The following is an 18348-nucleotide window of genomic DNA, read 5'->3' as shown; positions in this document are numbered from 1 at the left end:
AAATAACCTCTTGAAACTTAATAGTATGGTGGCGCAATTCGGCCACGGATAAGGGCAATAATAGCAGAACTGGCAACCCTGCGGAAACTGCTATCGCGCAGGACTGCACTCTGTGCTACATGAAAAGGGTAATTAAGGGAATTTTCAGACTTATGCCTGGCCGCGCAACGTCTCAAGCTGGGCGATCAGCATCTCTTCAATGAGCTCGCTGCGGCTGATATTTCGCGCGTCAGCCAGCTCGTTCAGCGCATCGACGGCGTCGGCGTTAAGCTTCAGTTCGACACGCTTAAGCCCACGATTTTTATCGCGTTTAAGCTGATTGCGTTTATTGATACGCAGCTGTTCATCGCGCGAAAGCGGATTCGTCTTCGGTCGTCCCGGGCGACGCTCATTCGCGAACAGATCTAGTGTCGTACGGTCCGTTTGTTCTTTGGCCATGATTCTGAGACTTCGGGGGAAACACGCCGCCCTGCTAATGCCCGGGCGATAAGCGCGCCATCATACATCACCAATAACGGCGCGCCAACGACTGGAAGCCCGCAGCCTTCCAGTCGCTCTCTTTTTAATCAATTTGTAGTATCAGCAAGATAGCGGCGAATGGCGCGCAGTACGGCGTCAGGTTTTTCCGCATGCACCCAGTGCCCGGCACCGGCAATAACGTGGGCGCGAGCCTGCGGGAATTGGGCCAGCAGCGCGTCGCGGTACGCGTCGGTTACGTAAGGAGAGTTTCCGCCGCGAATAAAGAGAGTAGGGTGCGGCCAGGCGGGGACGGTTTTCCAGCCCACGATGTTGTTGTACTGGTCCCAGAGCACCGGCACGTTAAAACGCCACTGGCCGTCAACAAACGACTTCAGCAGGAACTGCACGACGCCCTCTTCATCAAGATGCTCACGCATGACGGCTGCAGCCTGCTGGCGGGTCGCGACACCCGCTTCGGTGACAGCATTGATGGCGGCAAAAATTTCGTCGTGACGGCGGACGTCATAATCCACGGGCGCAACATCAATCACCACCAGGCCGTTAATACGCTCCGGCGCAAGCGCCGTCAGGGCCATCACCGCTTTGCCACCCATTGAATGCCCGATGAGGGTTACCTTTTGCAGATCGTTGGCATCCAGCGTATCCAGCAGATCCTGCGCCATTGCCGCGTAGGTCATTTCGTCGGAACGGCCGGAAAGACCGTGATTTCGCATATCGACCTGTAAAATATCGTGGTCGGTAACCAGATCGCGCGCCAGCACGCCCAGGTTATCCAGGCTGCCAAAAAGCCCGTGAACCAGTACGATGGGAGAATTATTGTTCGGCGATTGTGCAGTTTGCGCTCGGGTATTCAATTTCATGGCAAAGTTCTTTTTTTACGTATGTCAGGTTAGGGTATCATGTTGACCATTCTGCCGCCCGGCTGCAAGGTTCCAGTTTAATCTGACTTTTGCCGCCAACCTGGTTTGACGCTATCCGCTGTTGGGATTTGACCTTATAATCCCAATGACTTGTATTCAGATAAGATATCGCACTGGATTAAGATGAAAACAATCGAAGTTGATGACGAACTCTATCAGTATATTGCCAGCCATACGCGGCATATCGGGGAGAGCGCGTCCGACATTTTACGGCGCATGCTTAAAATTTCCGCCGCTTCACAGCCTGCTACCCCAGTCACCAAAGATGTCGTGTCTCAGCCAAGCGTTGTTGCACAAGCAAAACCTGCCGTGACGCCGGCAAAAGATAAAGTGCGCGCGATGCGCGAGCTGCTGCTCTCCGATGAATACGCGGAGCAGAAAAAGGCGGTTAACCGCTTTATGCTGGTGCTGTCGACACTTTATTCACTGGATAACAAAGCGTTTGCTGAAGCGACCGAGTCGCTGCACGGTCGTACTCGCGTCTACTTCGCGGGCGACGAGCAGACGCTGCTGCAAAATGGCAATCAAACCAAACCCAAACATGTACCTGGCACCCCGTACTGGGTGATCACCAATACCAATACGGGCCGCAAATGCAGCATGATTGAACACATCATGCAGTCCATGCAGTTCCCGGCGGAATTGATTGAAAAGGTTTGCGGTACAATTTAACCCTTGCATCAGAAGGACCCGGTAATGGCAAATCACAGCCGTGCAGGCCAACCTGCACAACAAAGCGATTTGATTAACGTCGCTCAGCTGACCGCGCAGTATTATGTGCTGAAGCCGGTCGTGGGCAACGCAGAACACGCAGTGAAGTTTGGTACATCAGGTCACCGCGGCAGCGCGGCGCGCCACAGCTTTAACGAGCCGCACATTCTGGCCATTGCTCAGGCCATTGCGGAAGAGCGCGCTAAAAACGGCGTTACCGGTCCGTGCTACGTGGGGAAAGATACCCATGCCCTGTCTGAGCCGGCGTTCATCTCTGTTATGGAAGTGCTGGCGGCAAACGGCGTCGATGTCATTGTTCAGGAGAACAACGGCTTCACCCCAACGCCTGCGGTCTCTAACGCAATCCTGGTACACAATAAAAAAGGTGGCGCGCTGGCTGACGGTATCGTGATCACGCCATCCCACAACCCGCCGGAAGACGGGGGTATCAAATACAACCCGCCTAACGGTGGTCCGGCAGACACCAACGTCACTAAAGTGGTGGAAGATCGTGCGAACGCGCTGCTGGCTGATGACCTGAAAGGCGTGAAGCGTATCTCTCTGGATGCGGCCATGGCGTCCGGTCATGTGAAAGAGCTGGATCTGGTTCAGCCGTTCGTGGAAGGCCTGGCGGATATCGTCGATATGGCGGCCATTCAGAAAGCCGGCCTGAAGCTGGGTGTGGATCCGCTGGGCGGCTCCGGTATCGAATACTGGAAACGTATCGCTGAGCACTACAAGCTGGATCTGACCATCGTGAACGATCACGTCGATCAGACCTTCCGCTTTATGCACCTGGACAAAGACGGCGCGATCCGTATGGACTGCTCCTCCGAGTGCGCGATGGCGGGCCTGCTGGCGCTGCGTGATAAATTCGATCTGGCGTTTGCTAACGACCCGGATTACGACCGCCACGGTATCGTCACCCCTGCCGGGCTGATGAACCCGAACCACTATCTGGCTGTTGCAATTAACTATCTGTTCCAGCACCGCCCGCAGTGGGGCAAAGAGGTAGCCGTCGGTAAAACGCTGGTTTCCTCCGCGATGATCGACCGCGTGGTCGAGGCGCTTGGCCGCAAGCTGGTGGAAGTGCCGGTGGGCTTCAAATGGTTCGTTGACGGTCTGCACGACGGCAGCTTCGGCTTCGGTGGTGAAGAGAGCGCGGGCGCATCTTTCCTGCGCTTCGACGGCACGCCATGGTCAACCGACAAAGACGGCATCATCATGTGCCTGCTGGCAGCGGAAATCACCGCGGTCACCGGTAAGAACCCGCAGGAACATTATAACGAGCTGGCGGCACGCTTTGGTGCACCAAGCTATAACCGTATTCAGGCCAGCGCGACGTCAGCTCAGAAAGCGGCTCTGTCCAAACTCTCTCCTGAGATGGTCAGCGCAAGCACCCTGGCGGGCGATCCGATTACCGCGCGTCTGACGGCGGCACCGGGTAACGGCGCCTCCATTGGTGGTCTGAAAGTGATGACTGACAACGGCTGGTTCGCTGCGCGTCCATCCGGTACGGAAGATGCGTATAAAATCTATTGCGAAAGCTTCCTCGGCGCTGAGCACCGTCAGCAGATTGAGAAAGAAGCGGTAGAGATTGTCAGCGAAGTGCTGAAAAACGCGTAAGTGCGGTTTGGTGCGGGCTGGTGCCCTCACCCCGACCCTATCCCACAGGGAGAGGGAGAAAACATTAAAAACGGCAACCCTTGGGTTGCCGTTTTGCATTGACCTCGTAGGCCCGGTAAGCGCTAGCGCCACCGGGCTTTTTTTCAACTGTGCTTATTCTTCAGTTCAAACCGTGGTGACACCAGACCGTACAGCGTCCAGCCCATAAAGGTCACCATCGCCCCGTAGAGCATCGCTTCCTGGCCGGAAGAGTAGAGCGCATAGAAGCTGTATATTGCCCCAATCAGCGCCACGATATTCGCCGCGCGCGCCTTGCGTGGATCCACCTTCGCCACCTTCTGAATAATCACCAGCGCCGCCATCGACAGAATATACGGAATGATATTCGTCACGACCGCCAGGTTGACCAGCACGTTGAACTGGCTGTTCAGCGACGGGCTAATGGTCATCAGCGACAATCCGCTCTGGAAGATAACAATCGCCAGCATGCCCTGCACCGGCGCATCCGCTTTGGTCACGCGGGAGAAGATTTTTGGGAAGTAACCTTCATCAGCGGAGGATTTAAACACCTGCGCGATGGTGAACTGCCAGCCAAGGAGTGAACCGCAGCACGACATCACCATCAGACCCATGATCACTTTCCCGACTTCCGGAGTGAACATTTGCGCGAAGGCCAGCCCGAACGGCGCCGTGGAGTTAGCCAGATCCATATTCGGAACGATGCCCGCAATGACGTTCGTCGAGACGATATAGATCACCGCCGCGCCCAGCGTACCGCCGAGGACCGCAATCGGGACGTTCTTTTCCGGATTCTCAACCACTTCAGCGTTCGCGCAGGCGGATTCCAGACCCAGGAAAGCCCAGAGCGTCATGGCGATAGAAGAGCCGACCGCGGTAAAGAACGGCACATTGTGCGGGTTCCAGGAGTTGGCGTACAGCGTCGGGCTGAACCAGAACCAGCCGATGATGCACAGGCCGACAACCGGAATAATTACGCCCCAGACGGTGATGCTGCTGAGCTGTCCGGTGATACGCGCGCCGCCAAAGTTAGCCACGGTGCAGATCCACAGCACGCCGATGGTGGCTAAGCCAATCTGTACCGGGCTGAGCGTCGCGCCAAACAGCTCCGTACCGTAACCCACGGCGGAGATGGCAATCGCCACGTTGGCGATCAGCAGCGACACCCCGTAGGTATAGTTGGCCATAAAGTTGCCCGACTTGCCAAAGGCATACTCGGCATAGCCCCCCATCCCGCCTGACTTGCGGCTGAACATCCCGCACTTGGCGAACGCCCATGCCAGCGCCATTGAGCCTACGGCGGTCACCAGCCAGGAGATAATTGAAATGGTTCCTACTTCGGCAAGCTTGGTTGGCAGCATGATAATCCCGGACCCCATCATGTTCACCATGGTAAGGATGGTCAGCTGCACCACGCCCATCTTATTGGACTTACTCATAATTTCTCTCCTTTCAGCAGCGCGGGCTGAGTGGCGGGTTGTTTGATGACGTTGCAGCGAACCTGTTTACGGCCCTCGCACTCTTCGACGTACACACCCTGCAGCTCCGGCGCGAAGCCCGGCAGAAGGTTGATGCCTTCTTCCAGCGCGGCAAAGTAGCGCAGCACGGAACCGCCCCAGACCTCCCCAGGGACAACACACAGCACTCCCGGTGGATAAGGCAGGGCGCCTTCCGCGGCGATGCGGCCTTCCGCGTCGCGCAGGGAGACCAGTTCAACCTCACCGCGCAGATAGGCATAGTTTGCGTCCTGCGGGTTCATCATCACGCGTGGGAAATGAGACTTGCGGAACATCTCTTTCTGCAGCTGCTTCACGTTGTGACGGGCGTACAGGTCATGCATCTCCTGGCAGATCTGACGCAGGGTGTAATCCGCGTAACGTTCCGGATGCTGTTTGTAGAGGGAAGGCAGGACCTCTTTCAGCGGAACATCGCTCTCGAGCAGCTTTTCGAAGCGCACCAGCTGCGCCACCAGCTGCTGCAGTTTGCCCATATCTTCCGCAGGCGTGAGCAGGAACAGGATCGAGTTGAGATCGCATTTTTCCGGCACGATGCCGTTTTCACGCAGGAAGTTGGCAAGGATAGTGGCGGGCACGCCGAAGTCGTCATACTCCCCGGTGCGGGCGTTAATGCCCGGCGTGGTCAGCAGGAGCTTGCACGGGTCGATAAAATACTGATGCTCAGCGTAGCCTTCAAAAGCGTGCCAGTTTTCACCCGGTACGAAGTGGAAGAAGCGCAGATCGGTCGCAATCTCCGCCGTGTCCCAGCTTTCCCACGGACGGCCATCCACCGTTTCCGGCACGAAGGGGCGAAGGTACTGGCAGTTTTCCAGGATCAGCTTGCGCGCTTCGATACCGTTCACCACGCAGTCCATCCACATGTTGCGGCCGCTCTGGCCTTCATGCATGCGGGCGTTGATGTCCAGCGCAGCGAACAGCGGATAAAACGGGCTGGTGGAGGCGTGCATCATAAAGGCATTATTCAGCCGCTTATGCGGGACATAGCGCTGCTGGCCTTTGATGTGGCTGTCTTTTTTATGGATTTGCGAGGTCTGCGAGAAGCCGGCCTGCTGTTTATGCACGGACTGGGTGACCAGGATCCCCGGATCGTTTTCGTTCAGCTCCAGCAGCAGCGGAGAGCAGTCGGCCATCATCGGAATAAACTGCTCGTAACCCACCCAGGCCGAGTCAAACAGGATGTAATCACACAGATGCCCAATCTTATCCACCACCTGACGGGCGTTATAGATGGTGCCATCGTAGGTACCGAGCTGGATCACCGCCAGACGGAACGGACGCGCATCGCGTGCACGACCCGGCGCCACCTCTGCCACCAGCTCGCGCAGATAACTTTCTTCAAAGCAGTGAGCGTCAATGCCGCCAATAAAGCCGTACGGGTTACGTGCGGTTTCGAGATAGACCGGCGTTGCGCCTGCCTGGAGGAGTGCGCCGTGATGGTTAGATTTGTGGTTGTTACGGTCGAACAGCACCAGGTCACCCGGGGTGAGCAGGGCGTTAAGCACCACTTTGTTGGATGACGAAGTGCCGTTCAGCACGAAGTAGGTCTTATCGGCGTTAAAGACCTTCGCCGCATGTTGCTGCGCGATGCACGGCGCGCCCTCGTGAATCAGCAGATCGCCCATTGCCACGTCGGCGTTGCACAGATCGGAGCGGAAAAGCGTCTCGCCAAAGAAATCGACAAACTGATTACCGGCAGGATGGCGGCGGAAGAACTGGCCGCCCTGATGCCCCGGACAGTCAAACGCGCTGTTGCCCTGCCTCACATAGTCGACAAGCGCGCGGAAAAACGGCGGGCGCAGCTGGGTTTCATACTTCAGGGCAGCCGCTTCCAGCTGGCGTCCATAAAAGTCGTTGCTGGTGTCTGAATGCTCAAATACGCCATGAATGCGCGATAAATAGTCTGCCGGAATGATCTCTTCTTTATGCGTCGCGACAAAAACAGGAATGCCAAATCCGGTGGCTTCTATTTCGTCCAGTATGCCGCCGGTAATATCACTGACCGCCAGAACAACGGCGGCAACATCGATATAATCCGAGGCCCGGACATCCACCAGTTCACGCTGGGTGGTAAAGCAATCCGGACATGCACGGCTGGCTGCGATTTTTAAACTTTTCATCTTTCTCTCTTTATTTTAGGTAATAAGCGTCCCTCGATTTCTTGCAAGAAAGAAATCGATAATTTTCCGGAAAAAAAGCAAAGGATGGTCGCTGATTAAAATCAGAACATTGCTTTTTTGATGATTGAAATTCAGTCCGCCCGGAGCGGATGAGTCTGAATCAAAATGAATGAGCGCACGAGTTCACAGGCAATAGCCTGTAAAATAAGGTGTTTCAGGGTAACCTGTAAGCGAGTGCGCCAGAAGTCGAAGGACTACCGGGCATTAAAGAGATGAAAGTCAAAGCAGTTTCGGTGGGCAAACATCATGATATGTGTTGTCCGCCTTATATGGGGCATTAAACGATTGTTGTTTTCCATGGTTCATTTTCCTTTCAGTAATTGAAAGCACGGTCATTTTATCCAGGAAAAGGCGATTAACTGTGAAGAAGATCACCGTTAACCGATCATTCTAGAAATAAATAGTCGTTTTTGATGAATATCGCAGATCAAAATACTGGTTTGTTGGTAATGAGTTAACAGGATGTTTTGTTAATGTTTTAAACGGGCATAAATAATCATAAAAATAACGGTTGGATTATTTTGAAATATTTTCTGAGGGTTTTTTATTTTATTTAAAAATAAACTGAATAGTTATTCAGAGCATAAACCGATAACCGATACCGGTTTCAGTTAATAAATGGCGAGGGCGAGCGGGGTCGACTTCGAGTTTCTGACGAAGATGTCCCATATATATGCGTAAATAGTGACTATGTTCTACAGCGTTGGGGCCCCACACCTGACTTAACAGCTGGCGTTGGGTGAGTACCTTGCCGTGGTTGTTGAGCAGTACGGCGAGCAGGCGAAACTCAATGGGCGTGAGGTGAATTTCCTCTTCGCCGCGCACAATGCGCCGCGCGGCCAGGTCAACCCGGATATCCCCGAACGTGTAGGTTGGGTCAGCAGGCGTGGTGGCGCTGTGGCGACGCAGCGCCACGCGAAGGCGGGCCTGTAGCTCGCCGATACCAAACGGTTTAATCAGATAGTCATCCGCGCCGGCATCCAGCGCGGCGATTTTATCCGTCTCTTCAGTACGGGCGGAGAGCACGAGGATCGGCATCTGGCTCCACTGCCGGACTTCACGAATAAAATCGATGCCGTCACCGTCCGGCAGCCCAAGATCGAGGATCACCAGGTCCGGCTTGCGGGTAGCGGCTTCAATTAAACCCCGCTGAAGCGTACCCGCATCATGAACGCGCAGACCGTCTCCTTCCAGCGCAGCGCGCAGAAAACGGCTAATGGCGATCTCATCTTCAACAATCAGAACGTTGATCACAAATCCTCTGGTAATTCATTAAGTTCTGGCGGGGTTTCCAGAGGAAGTGTAACACAAAACCGCGCGCCGCCTTCCGGACGATTCTCTGCGGAAATGGTCCCGCCATGGACGTCGATAATTGCCTGGCAAATCGCCAACCCCAGCCCCACGCCCGGAATGGCCGACTCCTTATTGCCGCGCGCGAATTTTTCGAAAATAGCCAACTCCTGACCGGCGGGTATGCCGGGTCCGGTATCCCAGACGTCAAGATGAAGCGTGCCATCGTCCACCGTCGCATCCACGCCAATTTGAGCACTGGCGCCCGCATATTTGCCGGCATTTTCCAGCAGGTTGATCAGCACCCGTTCAAACAGTGGACCATCAACGTGAATTAACGTCAGGGGCTCGGGCATGTTCAGCGCGATATGTCGCCCACCCAGACCGGGTTCGAGCATTTTCAGGGCGCTGCCCACCACCTCCTCAAGCGTGAGCCACTCTTTTTTGAGGTTAAAACCTCCCGACTGGATACGCGCCATATCGAGCAGGTTATTCACCAGGCGCGTAGTATTCAGCACATGCTGGCGGATCTCGCTGGCCTGAAGGGCATGTTTAGAGCCTTCCGCCGCCAGGTCCAGCGTCAGAATTTCAGACTGACCGAACAGGACGGTGAGTGGGGTACGCAGATCGTGCGAGAGCGCCGCCAGCAGCGAGTTACGAATGCTTTCCCGCTCGCTCGCCAGACGGGCCTGTTCCTCGCTTGCGGTGAGAGCCAGTCGTTCCAGCGCGCTGGCAACCAGCAGCGTAAAGGTCTCCAGCAGTCGCTGCTGTTCGGGGATCATCAGCTGGCGCAGGTTTGAGGGCTCAACAATCACCAGCCCCTGATTTTTATCGGCACTGCGCAGCGGCAGAATTTGATAGGGCACGCCGGGGAGGGTGTCGGTCCCTGCGCCTGCCGGTAAGCCTTTGTCAAAGCTCCAGCGCGCGATGGCTTCGTCCCAGGGGGTCATGCCTGTGGCCGACGTCAGCGGGCGCAGCTTGCCGTGTTCGTCCGGGAGCAAAATCAGGTTGCTGGCATGAAAGGTTGAGCGGATAAACTGCTCGCTGGTCTGTACGATATCCAGCGGCGTGCGGCCCACCGCCAGCGATTTCGACATCTCATAGAGATGGCGCGTGCGCTGTTCGCGATAGCGGGCGATGCGCGCCTGATAGCGCACGCCCGCCGTCAGATTCCCGATCACCAGCCCGACGGTGAGCATCACCGCGAAGGTGAGGATGTACTGTACGTCCGAGACGGCCAGCGTCCCGCGGGGGGCAATGAAGAACAGATCGAAGCTGATGACGTTAACAACCGTCGCCAGGACCGACGGCCAGCGCCCGTAAAAGAGCGCCACCACCACCACGCCCAGGAGGTAGATCATCACCAGGTTGGCGGCATCAAACGCAATCAGCCACTGGCTGGCAATCACGGTAATCAGGGCGCAGAGCACGACGGCGACAAGACAGCCGCGGAGCTGAATGCGCCATTTATCGCTGAAGGTGCGGCCGTCCGGCGCGCGATTGGGTAAGGGGGTAGGTTTGTCGTCCAGCGCCACGATCACCAGATCCAGATCCGGCGCGCGACGGGCCAGCTTGTCGGCAAAGGATTCGCGGCTAAACCAGCGGCGATGCTGGCGACGGCCGATGACGATTTTCCCCAGATTGTGCTCGCGCGCGTAGCGCAAAATGGCTTTATCTTCCTGCGGATCGGAAAGGGTGGCGGTTTCGGCACCCAGCTCCTGCGCCAGGCGCAGCGAACTCAATATCGCGCGACGCTGGTTTTCGGGCAGCGCGTGCAGCTGCGGCGTTTCGACATACACCGCATGCCAGACGCTGCCAAATTTAGCCGCCAGGCGAGCGGCGGTGCGGACAAGTTTTTCGTTGCCGCTGCCGTGGCCGACGCACAGCAGGATGGCATCCCGCGTGTGCCAGACGCGCTCCTGGCCCTGCAGGTCGCGCCAGGCGCGCATTTGATCGTCCACCCGGTCGGCGGTTCGGCGCAGGGCCAGCTCGCGCAGGGCTATCAGGTTGCCTTTACGGAAGAAATGTTCGATGGCGCGCTCGGCCTGGCCGGCGATATACACTTTGCCTTCATGCAGGCGCTGGCGTAAATCATCGGGCGGCAGGTCGACCAGCACCACCTCGTCCGCGGAATCAAAGAAGGGGTCGGGCACCGTCTCGCGCACCTGAATGCCGGTCACGCCGCTGACCACGTCGTTCAGGCTTTCGAGGTGCTGAACGTTAACCGTGGTGAACACATCGATGCCGGCTTCAAGTAATTCTTCAACATCCTGCCAGCGCTTTGGGTGGCGTGAGCCTGGCGCGTTGCTGTGCGCCAGCTCGTCCATCAGGATAAGCGCGGGACGGCGGGCGAGGGCGGCATCAAGATCGAATTCGGTAACTAACCGACCGCGATGGCTGATGCGGCGGGGCGGCTGGGTAGCCAGCCCCTTCAGCAGTGATGCCGTCTCTTTACGTCCGTGGGTTTCAACCACGCCGATCAGAATATCGAGCCCCTGCGCCCGAAGCCGCTGGGCTTCCGTCAGCATGGCGAAGGTTTTCCCGACGCCCGCGCAGGCACCGAAGAAAATTTTCAGTTTGCCGCGATGGGCTTCAGCCGTCTGTTCAAGCAGCCTGTCCGGATCCGGGCGCATGGGCTCGTCGGTCATTTAGTTTTTCCTTAGCGCGTCCAGCGCCAGATTCAGCTCAACAATATTTACCACGGGCATGCCGATGAAGCTGACCAGCGGCTTTTGCGTGTGCTCTGCAACCAGCTGGCTCACCTGTTCGACGGTCAGCTGACGGGCGGCGGCGACGCGCGGGATCTGCCATGCCACAGCTGCCGGCGTCAGGCTGTAGTCCAGCCCGCTGGCCGATGCGGTCACCAGCTCCACGGGAACGTCACGGCTGGCCTGCGGATTCGCGGCGCGCAGGGCGGCCACGCGCTCAGCGACGGCTTTGTCCAGCTCGGGGTTGCTGCCCGCCAGGTTACTGCCGCCGGATGCCATTGGATTATACGGGCTTTCGGCAGTGGCGGAAGGGCGTCCCTGGAAGTAGCGGGCATCCGTAAAGTTCTGACCAATCAGGCGAGAACCGCGGTTTTCACCGTTTTGCATAATCAGCGAGCCGTTAGCCTGATCCTTAAACCACCACTGGCCCAGCGCGGTGGTCACCAGCGGATACAGCCCGCCGGTGATGAGAGACAGCAGAATAAACAGAAGTATAGCGGGGCGTAACATTGTCATTTGATTCACCTTTTAAACCAGGCCGAACAGCGTCAACAGCAGGTCGATAACCTTGATCCCGACGAAGGGCACCACCAGCCCGCCCAGGCCGTAAATCCACAGGTTGCGGCGCAGCATCGCGGCCGCCGTGAGCGGCTTGTAGCTCACGCCCTTCAGCGCCAGCGGGATCAGGAAGACAATAATCAGGGCGTTAAAGATGACTGCGCTCAGAATGGCCGAGGCCGGAGAGTGCAGGTGCATCACGTTCAGGGCGTTTAACTGCGGATAGGTCGCTGCAAACGCGGCCGGAATGATGGCGAAATATTTCGCCACGTCGTTGGCGATACTGAACGTGGTCAGCGAGCCGCGCGTCATCAGCATCTGCTTGCCGATGTGCACCACTTCAATCAGCTTGGTCGGGTTTGAGTCGAGGTCGACCATGTTGCCCGCCTCTTTTGCCGCCTGGGTACCGGAGTTCATTGCCACCGCCACGTCGGCCTGCGCCAGGGCAGGGGCATCGTTGGTCCCGTCGCCGGTCATCGCCACCAGACGGCCTTCCGCCTGATACTGACGAATCAGCGCCAGCTTGGCTTCCGGTGTAGCTTCAGAAAGAAAATCATCCACGCCCGCTTCGGCGGCAATCGCCGCGGCGGTAAGACGGTTATCCCCGGTGATCATCACCGTTTTGATCCCCATCTTACGCAGTTGGGCAAAGCGCTCCTTGATGCCGCCTTTGACGATATCCTTCAGGGCAATCACCCCCAGCACATGGGCCCCTTCGGCCACCACCAGCGGCGTCGCCCCCTGACGGGCCACGCTTTCGACCAGGCTGTCCACTTCCGGCGGGAAGTGGCCGTTGTTGGCCTCGATGTGGCGACGGATGGCGTCAACCGAGCCTTTACGGATCATACGATCCTGAATGTTAATGCCGCTCATGCGGGTTTGCGCCGTGAAGGGCACGAAAGTGGCGTGCAGGCTCTGCACGTCGCGCTGGCGCAGGTTAAAGCGCTGCTTGGCGAGGATCACAATACTGCGGCCTTCCGGGGTTTCATCGGCAAGCGAAGAGAGCTGCGCGGCATCCGCCAGCGTTTTTTCATCCACGCCCGGGGCGGGTAAGAAATCCGACGCCTGGCGGTTACCGAGGGTAATGGTCCCGGTTTTATCCAGCAGCAAGACGTCCACGTCACCGGCGGCTTCCACCGCACGCCCGCTGGTGGCGATGACGTTAGCACCGAGCATACGGCTCATGCCGGCCACGCCGATGGCTGACAGCAGGCCGCCGATGGTGGTGGGGATCAGGCAGACCAGCAGCGCCACGAGAACCGTGACGGTGACCGCGGTACCGCCATAGGCAGAGAACGGCCACAGCGTTGCGGTTGCCAGCAGGAAGACAATGGTCAAGGCCACCAGCAGGATGGTCAGGGCAATTTCGTTTGGCGTTTTACGGCGCTGGGCGCCTTCCACCATGGCGATCATCCGGTCGAGGAAGGTTTCACCCGGGTTAACGCTGCACTGGATCACCAGCCAGTCGGAGAGAATGCGCGTCCCGCCCGTCACGGAGGCGAAATCGCCGCCGGACTCACGGATCACCGGCGCGGATTCGCCGGTGATGGCGCTTTCATCCACCGATGCGCCCCCTTCAATGACTTCGCCGTCGCAAGGGATGATGTCACCAGCTTCCACCAGCACCACATCGCCTTTACGCAGTTCATCCGCCGGAACGTGGTCCATCTGCGCGCCGTATTTCGGCTCACGTAACTTGCGCGCGAAGGCGGTTTTTTTCACCCCTTTCAGGCTGTTGGCCTGGGCTTTGCTCCGGCCTTCCGCCAGCGCTTCTGCAAAGTTGGCGAACAGCACGGTAAACCACAGCCACAGGCTGATGGCGCCGGTAAACATCGCATTTCCCGGCATATGGCCCGTTCCTATGGCAATCGCCAGGGCGGTGGTCAGGACGCTTCCCGCCCAGACGATAAACATCACCGGGTTGTGCCACTGCACGCGCGGGCTCAGCTTTTTCACCGCATCCATGAGCGCCTGGCGAACTAATGACGGTTCGAACAGGGCCAGTTGTTTACGACTCATGACAATTTCTCCGCAAAATCAGCGTAAAGAGAGGTATTCCGCGACCGGGCCTAACGCGAGGGCGGGGATAAAGGTCAGGGCGCCGACCAGCAACACGGTGCCCGTCAGCAGGCCGATAAACAGCGCGCCGTGGGTCGGTAACGTTCCGGTGGTGGTCGGTTGGATTTTTTTATTCACCAGCGATCCGGCTATCGCCATAACCGGCACAATGATCCCGAAGCGACCCACGAACATGCAGAACGCCAGCAGGCAGTTCCAGAACGGTGAGTTGGCGCTTAAGCCTGCAAAGGCGCTGCCGTTGTTGTTGGCGGCAGAGGAGACGGCATACAGCACTTCACTGAAACCGTGAATGCCAGGGTTAAAGATGCCGCTGCGCCCGGCCTCGGTCATCAGCGCCAGCGCGGTGCCGAGCAGCACGAGAGCCGGGGTGACCAGAATTGCCAGCGCGGTTAATTTCATCTCGCGAACGTCGATTTTTTTACCGAGGTATTCCGGGGTGCGGCCAATCATCAGACCGGCAATAAACACCGCCAGCAGCACGAACAGCAGCATGCCGTAAAGACCTGAGCCCACGCCGCCAAACACCACCTCGCCAATCTGCATCAGCCACATCGGGATCATGCCGCCCAGCGCCGTAAAGGAATCATGCATGGCATTGACGGCCCCGCACGACGCTGCCGTGGTGACCACCGCGTAAAGGCTGCTGGCGAGAATGCCAAAGCGGCTCTCTTTACCTTCCATATTGATTGCACTATCGGCCCCGAGTGAGAGGAAGTGCGGATTACCCTGCCATTCGGCCCACATCACCAGCGCAACGCAGACCACAAAGATCAGCGACATGGTCCAGAGCAGGGTACGCCCCTGACGGCGATCGTTAACCACGTCGCCGAAGGCAAAGCAGAGCGCGGCGGGGATCAGGAAAATCGCCAGCATCTGCACAAAATTGGTCAGGGCGGTAGGGTTTTCAAACGGGTGTGAGGAGTTGGCGTTGAAGAAGCCCCCGCCGTTCGTCCCGAGCATTTTGATGGCTTCCTGCGACGCCACTGGCCCCATCGGCAGGAGCTGTTTTGCGCCCTCCAGCGAGGTATAGGGCGCGTAGGGCATCAGGTTTTGCAGGGTGCCCTGCTGAATGAAGAACAGCGCGATCAGCAGCGCAATCGGCAGCAGGATCCACAGCGTAATGCGCGTCAGATCGACCCACGCGTTACCCAGCGTGCTCACTTTCTGACGTGCAAATGCACGCGTCAGCGCGAAGATCACCGCAATACCGCTGGCGGCAGAGAGGAAGTTCTGCACGGTTAACCCGACCATCTGGCTGAAGTAGCTGAGCGTGGTTTCACCGGAATAGGACTGCCAGTTGGTGTTGGTGACAAAACTGACCGCCGTGTTCAGCGCAAGATGCCAGGACAGCCCCGGCAACTGTTGCGGATTCAGCGGCAGGATACCCTGCAACATCAGCATGGCAAAAAGCGCAATGAGCCCGACAATGTTCAGCAGCAGAATGGCGATCAGATAGTCACGCCAGTTCATCTCCCGATCGTCTATTCCCAGTACGCGCCAGATCCCTTTTTCAACGCTTCCCGTGCCGGGCAGGGGAACGTTATTGATTAGCCGTGCCAGCCCCGAGCCCAGTGGCCTTGCCAGAACGAACAACACCACTAAGAAACTGGCAATAAGCAAAAACGCCTGAGCAGCCATCAGAATGCCTCCGCATTAATCAGGGCATAAACCAGATAACCCAATAACAGGAACACCAGCACGATGCCGGCAATAAGACCTGCACTCACAATCCACCTCCGGGTGACTTTTGTTGTTGTGCTAACGGTAGGATTTATGGCGCAAAGATTTCGCAAAAATGAGAAGGGCGGGTGTAAAAAAAGTATAAAAATGCCAAAGCTCACAATTTAACCATTGATAAGTAAATCGTTAACTTTTTTGTAACTTAATTACGGTGTGAGTGTAAATTTTCGCTAAACGGACGAAAATAAGTGGTCGGATGAGTAGTAAAATTACAAACAAAGCGATATTATTTTAGCCAGGTCACAGATTTTGAATTTTCCGGATGACGTTTCCGGCCAACTATAGGGGAGAAAAATATGGATCTTTATAAAGAGTTTCCGGCTCATATCGTGTTCATGCGCCGCGCTTTCGCCGTAGTGGCTGGCGTGCTGGCTTTGCCGGTGATGCTGTTCTGGAAAGATCGTGCACGTTTTTACAGCTATCTGCACCGCGTCTGGGCGAAAACCAGCGAGAAGCCGGTGTGGATGGATCAGGCCGAGAAAGCGACCTGCGATTTCTACTGATACGAAGACTACACACAGCAATAAAAAAACCGCCAACAGCAATGTGGCGGTTTTTTTGTCCCTCGGGATTCGCGGTCCGTTGGGCGGTCTTCAAGCCCTCGTCAGAGGCTTTCAAGAATATCTCGGGCCATCAAGTAATCAAACAGCAACTCCCTAAATATATTCTTAAAAACCTTTTCGGTGGATTACGTTTTACGGCAGGGCCAACTACTATGCAGCGTCCCTTTCCGCCATCTCGCACATGGGCACCGGTCCTGGGAAAGGCGTGACCACAACCGTAAGTCAGGCTCTCGTCAGAGCTTGTGTCCACCGACTTATCACCGGTGGTGAACGGTGGAGCGGTTAGCAGCAGGGACCGCATAATGAAACGCTATTTTTGCATCGCGTTCATTGTCGCCAGCGTACTCGTTATCAAAGGTGATGAGCCGATCGGGTTTGTTGCATTTACCACGATAGCGCAGGACAAGTAGCGTTAAGGCCGCCTTGGGCGGCCTTTTTTATTTCATCCCGTCTACACTTCATGGCAAAGTAGTTCAATGCATGCTTTTTCCTTTTACGGCATGCCCTTATGGACATAATGGACAATAGCCTGGAGTTTTATGCCCACCCATCTGGTTTGGTTTCGCGCGGACCTGCGCGTACATGACAACATCGCCCTGGCGGCGGCCTGCCGCGCCAAAGACGCTAACGTACTGGCTCTGTTTGTGGCTACGCCCGAGCAGTGGCGGCAGCATGATATGGCGCCACGCCAGGCGGCCTTGCTGCGTGCATATCTGACCGATCTGCAGCATTCGCTTGCTGGAAAAGGCATACCGCTTCTCTATAAAGAGGTAAGTGATTTTGCCGCACAGCTGCAGACCGTGCAGGAGACCTGTAAGCAGCACAACGTCACGCATCTTTTTTACAACTATCAGTACGAATTCAACGAGCAGCAGCGCGACCGTCAGCTGGAGAAAATGCTGGAAGATGTAGTCTGTGAAGGATTTGATGACAGCGTGATGCTGGCGCCGGGCAGCGTGATGACCGGCAACCGCGAGATGTATAAAGTTTTCACTCCGTTTAAAAATGCCTTTATCAAACGTCTGAAGGAGGCGTTGCCGGAGTGCGTTGCGGCGCCTGCCGTGAGAGGCGAAGCCATAAAGGACCTGCCTGAACTGACGTTCGATTATTCTCAGGAGCCGTTTGATAAAGCGCTGTTCCCCGCCGATGAAAAAGCGGCCATCGCGCAACTCCGGCAGTTCTGCAAACAGGACGCGGCCAACTACGAGGCGCGGCGTGATTTTCCCGCCATCGAGGGCACCAGCCGCCTGTCGGCCTGTTTAGCGCTGGGCGCGATCTCTCCTCGCCAGTGTTTACACCGCCTGCTGGCGGAGCAGCCGCAGGCGCTGGATGGGGGTACCGGTTCTGTCTGGCTGAACGAACTTATCTGGCGCGAGTTCTACCGCCATCTGATGACCTATCATCCCGATCTCTGTAAGCATCGTCCGTTCATTCCCTGGACCGACAACGTAAAATGGCAGCACGATGAGGCACATTTACAGGCCTGGCAAAAAGGGGAGACGGGCTACCCGATTGTTGATGCCGCGATGCGTCAGCTCAATGAGACGGGGTGGATGCACAACCGCCTGCGAATGATTACCGCCAGCTTTCTGGTGAAGGATCTGCTTATCGACTGGCGTATCGGAGAGCGCTATTTTATCTCTCAGCTAATCGATGGCGATCTTGCCGCGAATAACGGCGGCTGGCAGTGGGCGGCCTCTACGGGTACCGATGCGGCTCCCTATTTTCGGATTTTTAATCCAACCACTCAGGGACAAAAATTTGATGCGGACGGCGAGTTTATCCGCCGCTGGGTCCCTGAACTTAAAGAGCTACCGGCTAAAGCGATCCACGAACCGTGGGCATGGGCGGATAAACAGCGTGTAAAACTGAATTATCCTCGTCCGATTGTCGACCATAAACAGGCGCGTGTCGCCACGCTGGCTGCGTACGAAGCGGCCCGCAAAGCATAAGAGAGTGAT

15 protein-coding genes are annotated in these 18348 nt (G+C 56.8%); 4 read left to right on the top strand and 11 right to left on the bottom strand.

The window, feature by feature from the left end; genetic code table 11:
- Positions 1–150 precede the first annotated feature (150 nt).
- Together ybfE and ybfF are read right to left on the bottom strand one after the other, a co-directional pair.
- On the bottom strand, positions 151–438 hold the full coding sequence (ybfE, locus tag RVY89_RS12650; protein ID WP_024908816.1) for a LexA regulated protein: 288 nt from the start codon (positions 436–438) through the stop codon (positions 151–153).
- 128 nt (positions 439–566) lie between these two features.
- On the bottom strand, positions 567–1340 hold the full coding sequence (ybfF, locus tag RVY89_RS12645; RefSeq protein ID WP_484825506.1) for an esterase: 774 nt from the start codon (positions 1338–1340) through the stop codon (positions 567–569).
- 183 nt (positions 1341–1523) lie between these two features.
- Here ybfF and seqA point away from each other — a divergent pair, with 183 nt between their 5' ends.
- Positions 1524–2072, top strand: a complete 549-nt coding sequence (seqA, locus tag RVY89_RS12640; protein WP_223562778.1) for a replication initiation negative regulator SeqA — start codon at positions 1524–1526, stop codon at positions 2070–2072.
- Positions 2073–2096: 24 nt separating this feature from the next.
- Entirely contained in the window at positions 2097–3737 is a 1641-nt protein-coding gene (pgm, locus tag RVY89_RS12635; RefSeq protein WP_484825505.1) for a phosphoglucomutase (alpha-D-glucose-1,6-bisphosphate-dependent), read from the top strand.
- Between the two features lie 143 nt (positions 3738–3880).
- Here pgm and potE read toward each other — a convergent pair whose 3' ends face one another.
- The 9 genes from potE to kdpF all read right to left on the bottom strand — a co-directional run bounded on the left by potE (position 3881) and on the right by kdpF (position 15811).
- Complete coding sequence (potE, locus tag RVY89_RS12630) at positions 3881–5194, bottom strand: putrescine-ornithine antiporter (RefSeq protein ID WP_484825504.1); 1314 nt, start codon at positions 5192–5194, stop codon at positions 3881–3883.
- Positions 5191–7389 carry an ornithine decarboxylase SpeF gene (gene speF / locus RVY89_RS12625; protein WP_484825503.1) on the bottom strand — a complete coding sequence of 733 codons (2199 nt, stop codon included), beginning with the start codon at positions 7387–7389 and terminating at the stop codon, positions 5191–5193. The genes potE and speF overlap by 4 nt, the downstream gene beginning before the upstream one ends.
- 254 nt (positions 7390–7643) lie before the next feature.
- On the bottom strand, positions 7644–7748 hold the full coding sequence (gene speFL, locus RVY89_RS12620; RefSeq protein WP_003858645.1) for a leader peptide SpeFL: 105 nt from the start codon (positions 7746–7748) through the stop codon (positions 7644–7646).
- 277 nt (positions 7749–8025) lie between these two features.
- Entirely contained in the window at positions 8026–8703 is a 678-nt protein-coding gene (kdpE, locus tag RVY89_RS12615; protein WP_008501074.1) for a two-component system response regulator KdpE, read from the bottom strand.
- On the bottom strand, positions 8700–11387 hold the full coding sequence (gene kdpD / locus RVY89_RS12610; RefSeq protein ID WP_484825502.1) for a two-component system sensor histidine kinase KdpD: 2688 nt from the start codon (positions 11385–11387) through the stop codon (positions 8700–8702). The genes kdpE and kdpD overlap by 4 nt, the downstream gene beginning before the upstream one ends.
- Complete coding sequence (gene kdpC, locus RVY89_RS12605; RefSeq protein ID WP_302234505.1) at positions 11388–11963, bottom strand: potassium-transporting ATPase subunit KdpC; 576 nt, start codon at positions 11961–11963, stop codon at positions 11388–11390.
- Positions 11964–11975: 12 nt separating this feature from the next.
- Positions 11976–14024, bottom strand: coding sequence for a potassium-transporting ATPase subunit KdpB (gene kdpB, locus RVY89_RS12600; RefSeq protein WP_484825501.1), 2049 nt, complete (start codon positions 14022–14024; stop codon positions 11976–11978).
- Positions 14025–14042: 18 nt separating this feature from the next.
- On the bottom strand, positions 14043–15722 hold the full coding sequence (gene kdpA, locus RVY89_RS12595) for a potassium-transporting ATPase subunit KdpA (protein WP_484825500.1): 1680 nt from the start codon (positions 15720–15722) through the stop codon (positions 14043–14045).
- Positions 15722–15811, bottom strand: a complete 90-nt coding sequence (gene kdpF / locus RVY89_RS12590) for a K(+)-transporting ATPase subunit F (RefSeq protein ID WP_014069365.1) — start codon at positions 15809–15811, stop codon at positions 15722–15724. Before kdpF ends, kdpA begins: the two co-directional genes overlap by 1 nt.
- A gap of 309 nt (positions 15812–16120) precedes the next feature.
- Here kdpF and RVY89_RS12585 point away from each other — a divergent pair, with 309 nt between their 5' ends.
- Both RVY89_RS12585 and phrB read left to right on the top strand, forming a co-directional pair.
- On the top strand, positions 16121–16327 hold the full coding sequence (locus tag RVY89_RS12585; RefSeq protein WP_008501079.1) for a YbfA family protein: 207 nt from the start codon (positions 16121–16123) through the stop codon (positions 16325–16327).
- 599 nt (positions 16328–16926) lie between these two features.
- Entirely contained in the window at positions 16927–18339 is a 1413-nt protein-coding gene (phrB, locus tag RVY89_RS12580) for a deoxyribodipyrimidine photo-lyase (protein WP_484825499.1), read from the top strand.
- The last annotated feature ends 9 nt before the right edge of the window (positions 18340–18348 follow it).

It is taken from the genome of Enterobacter sp. 3U4, assembly GCF_057224565.1.
Note: the sequence above shows the minus strand (reverse complement) of the source record. Positions and strands in the feature narration are given on the sequence as shown.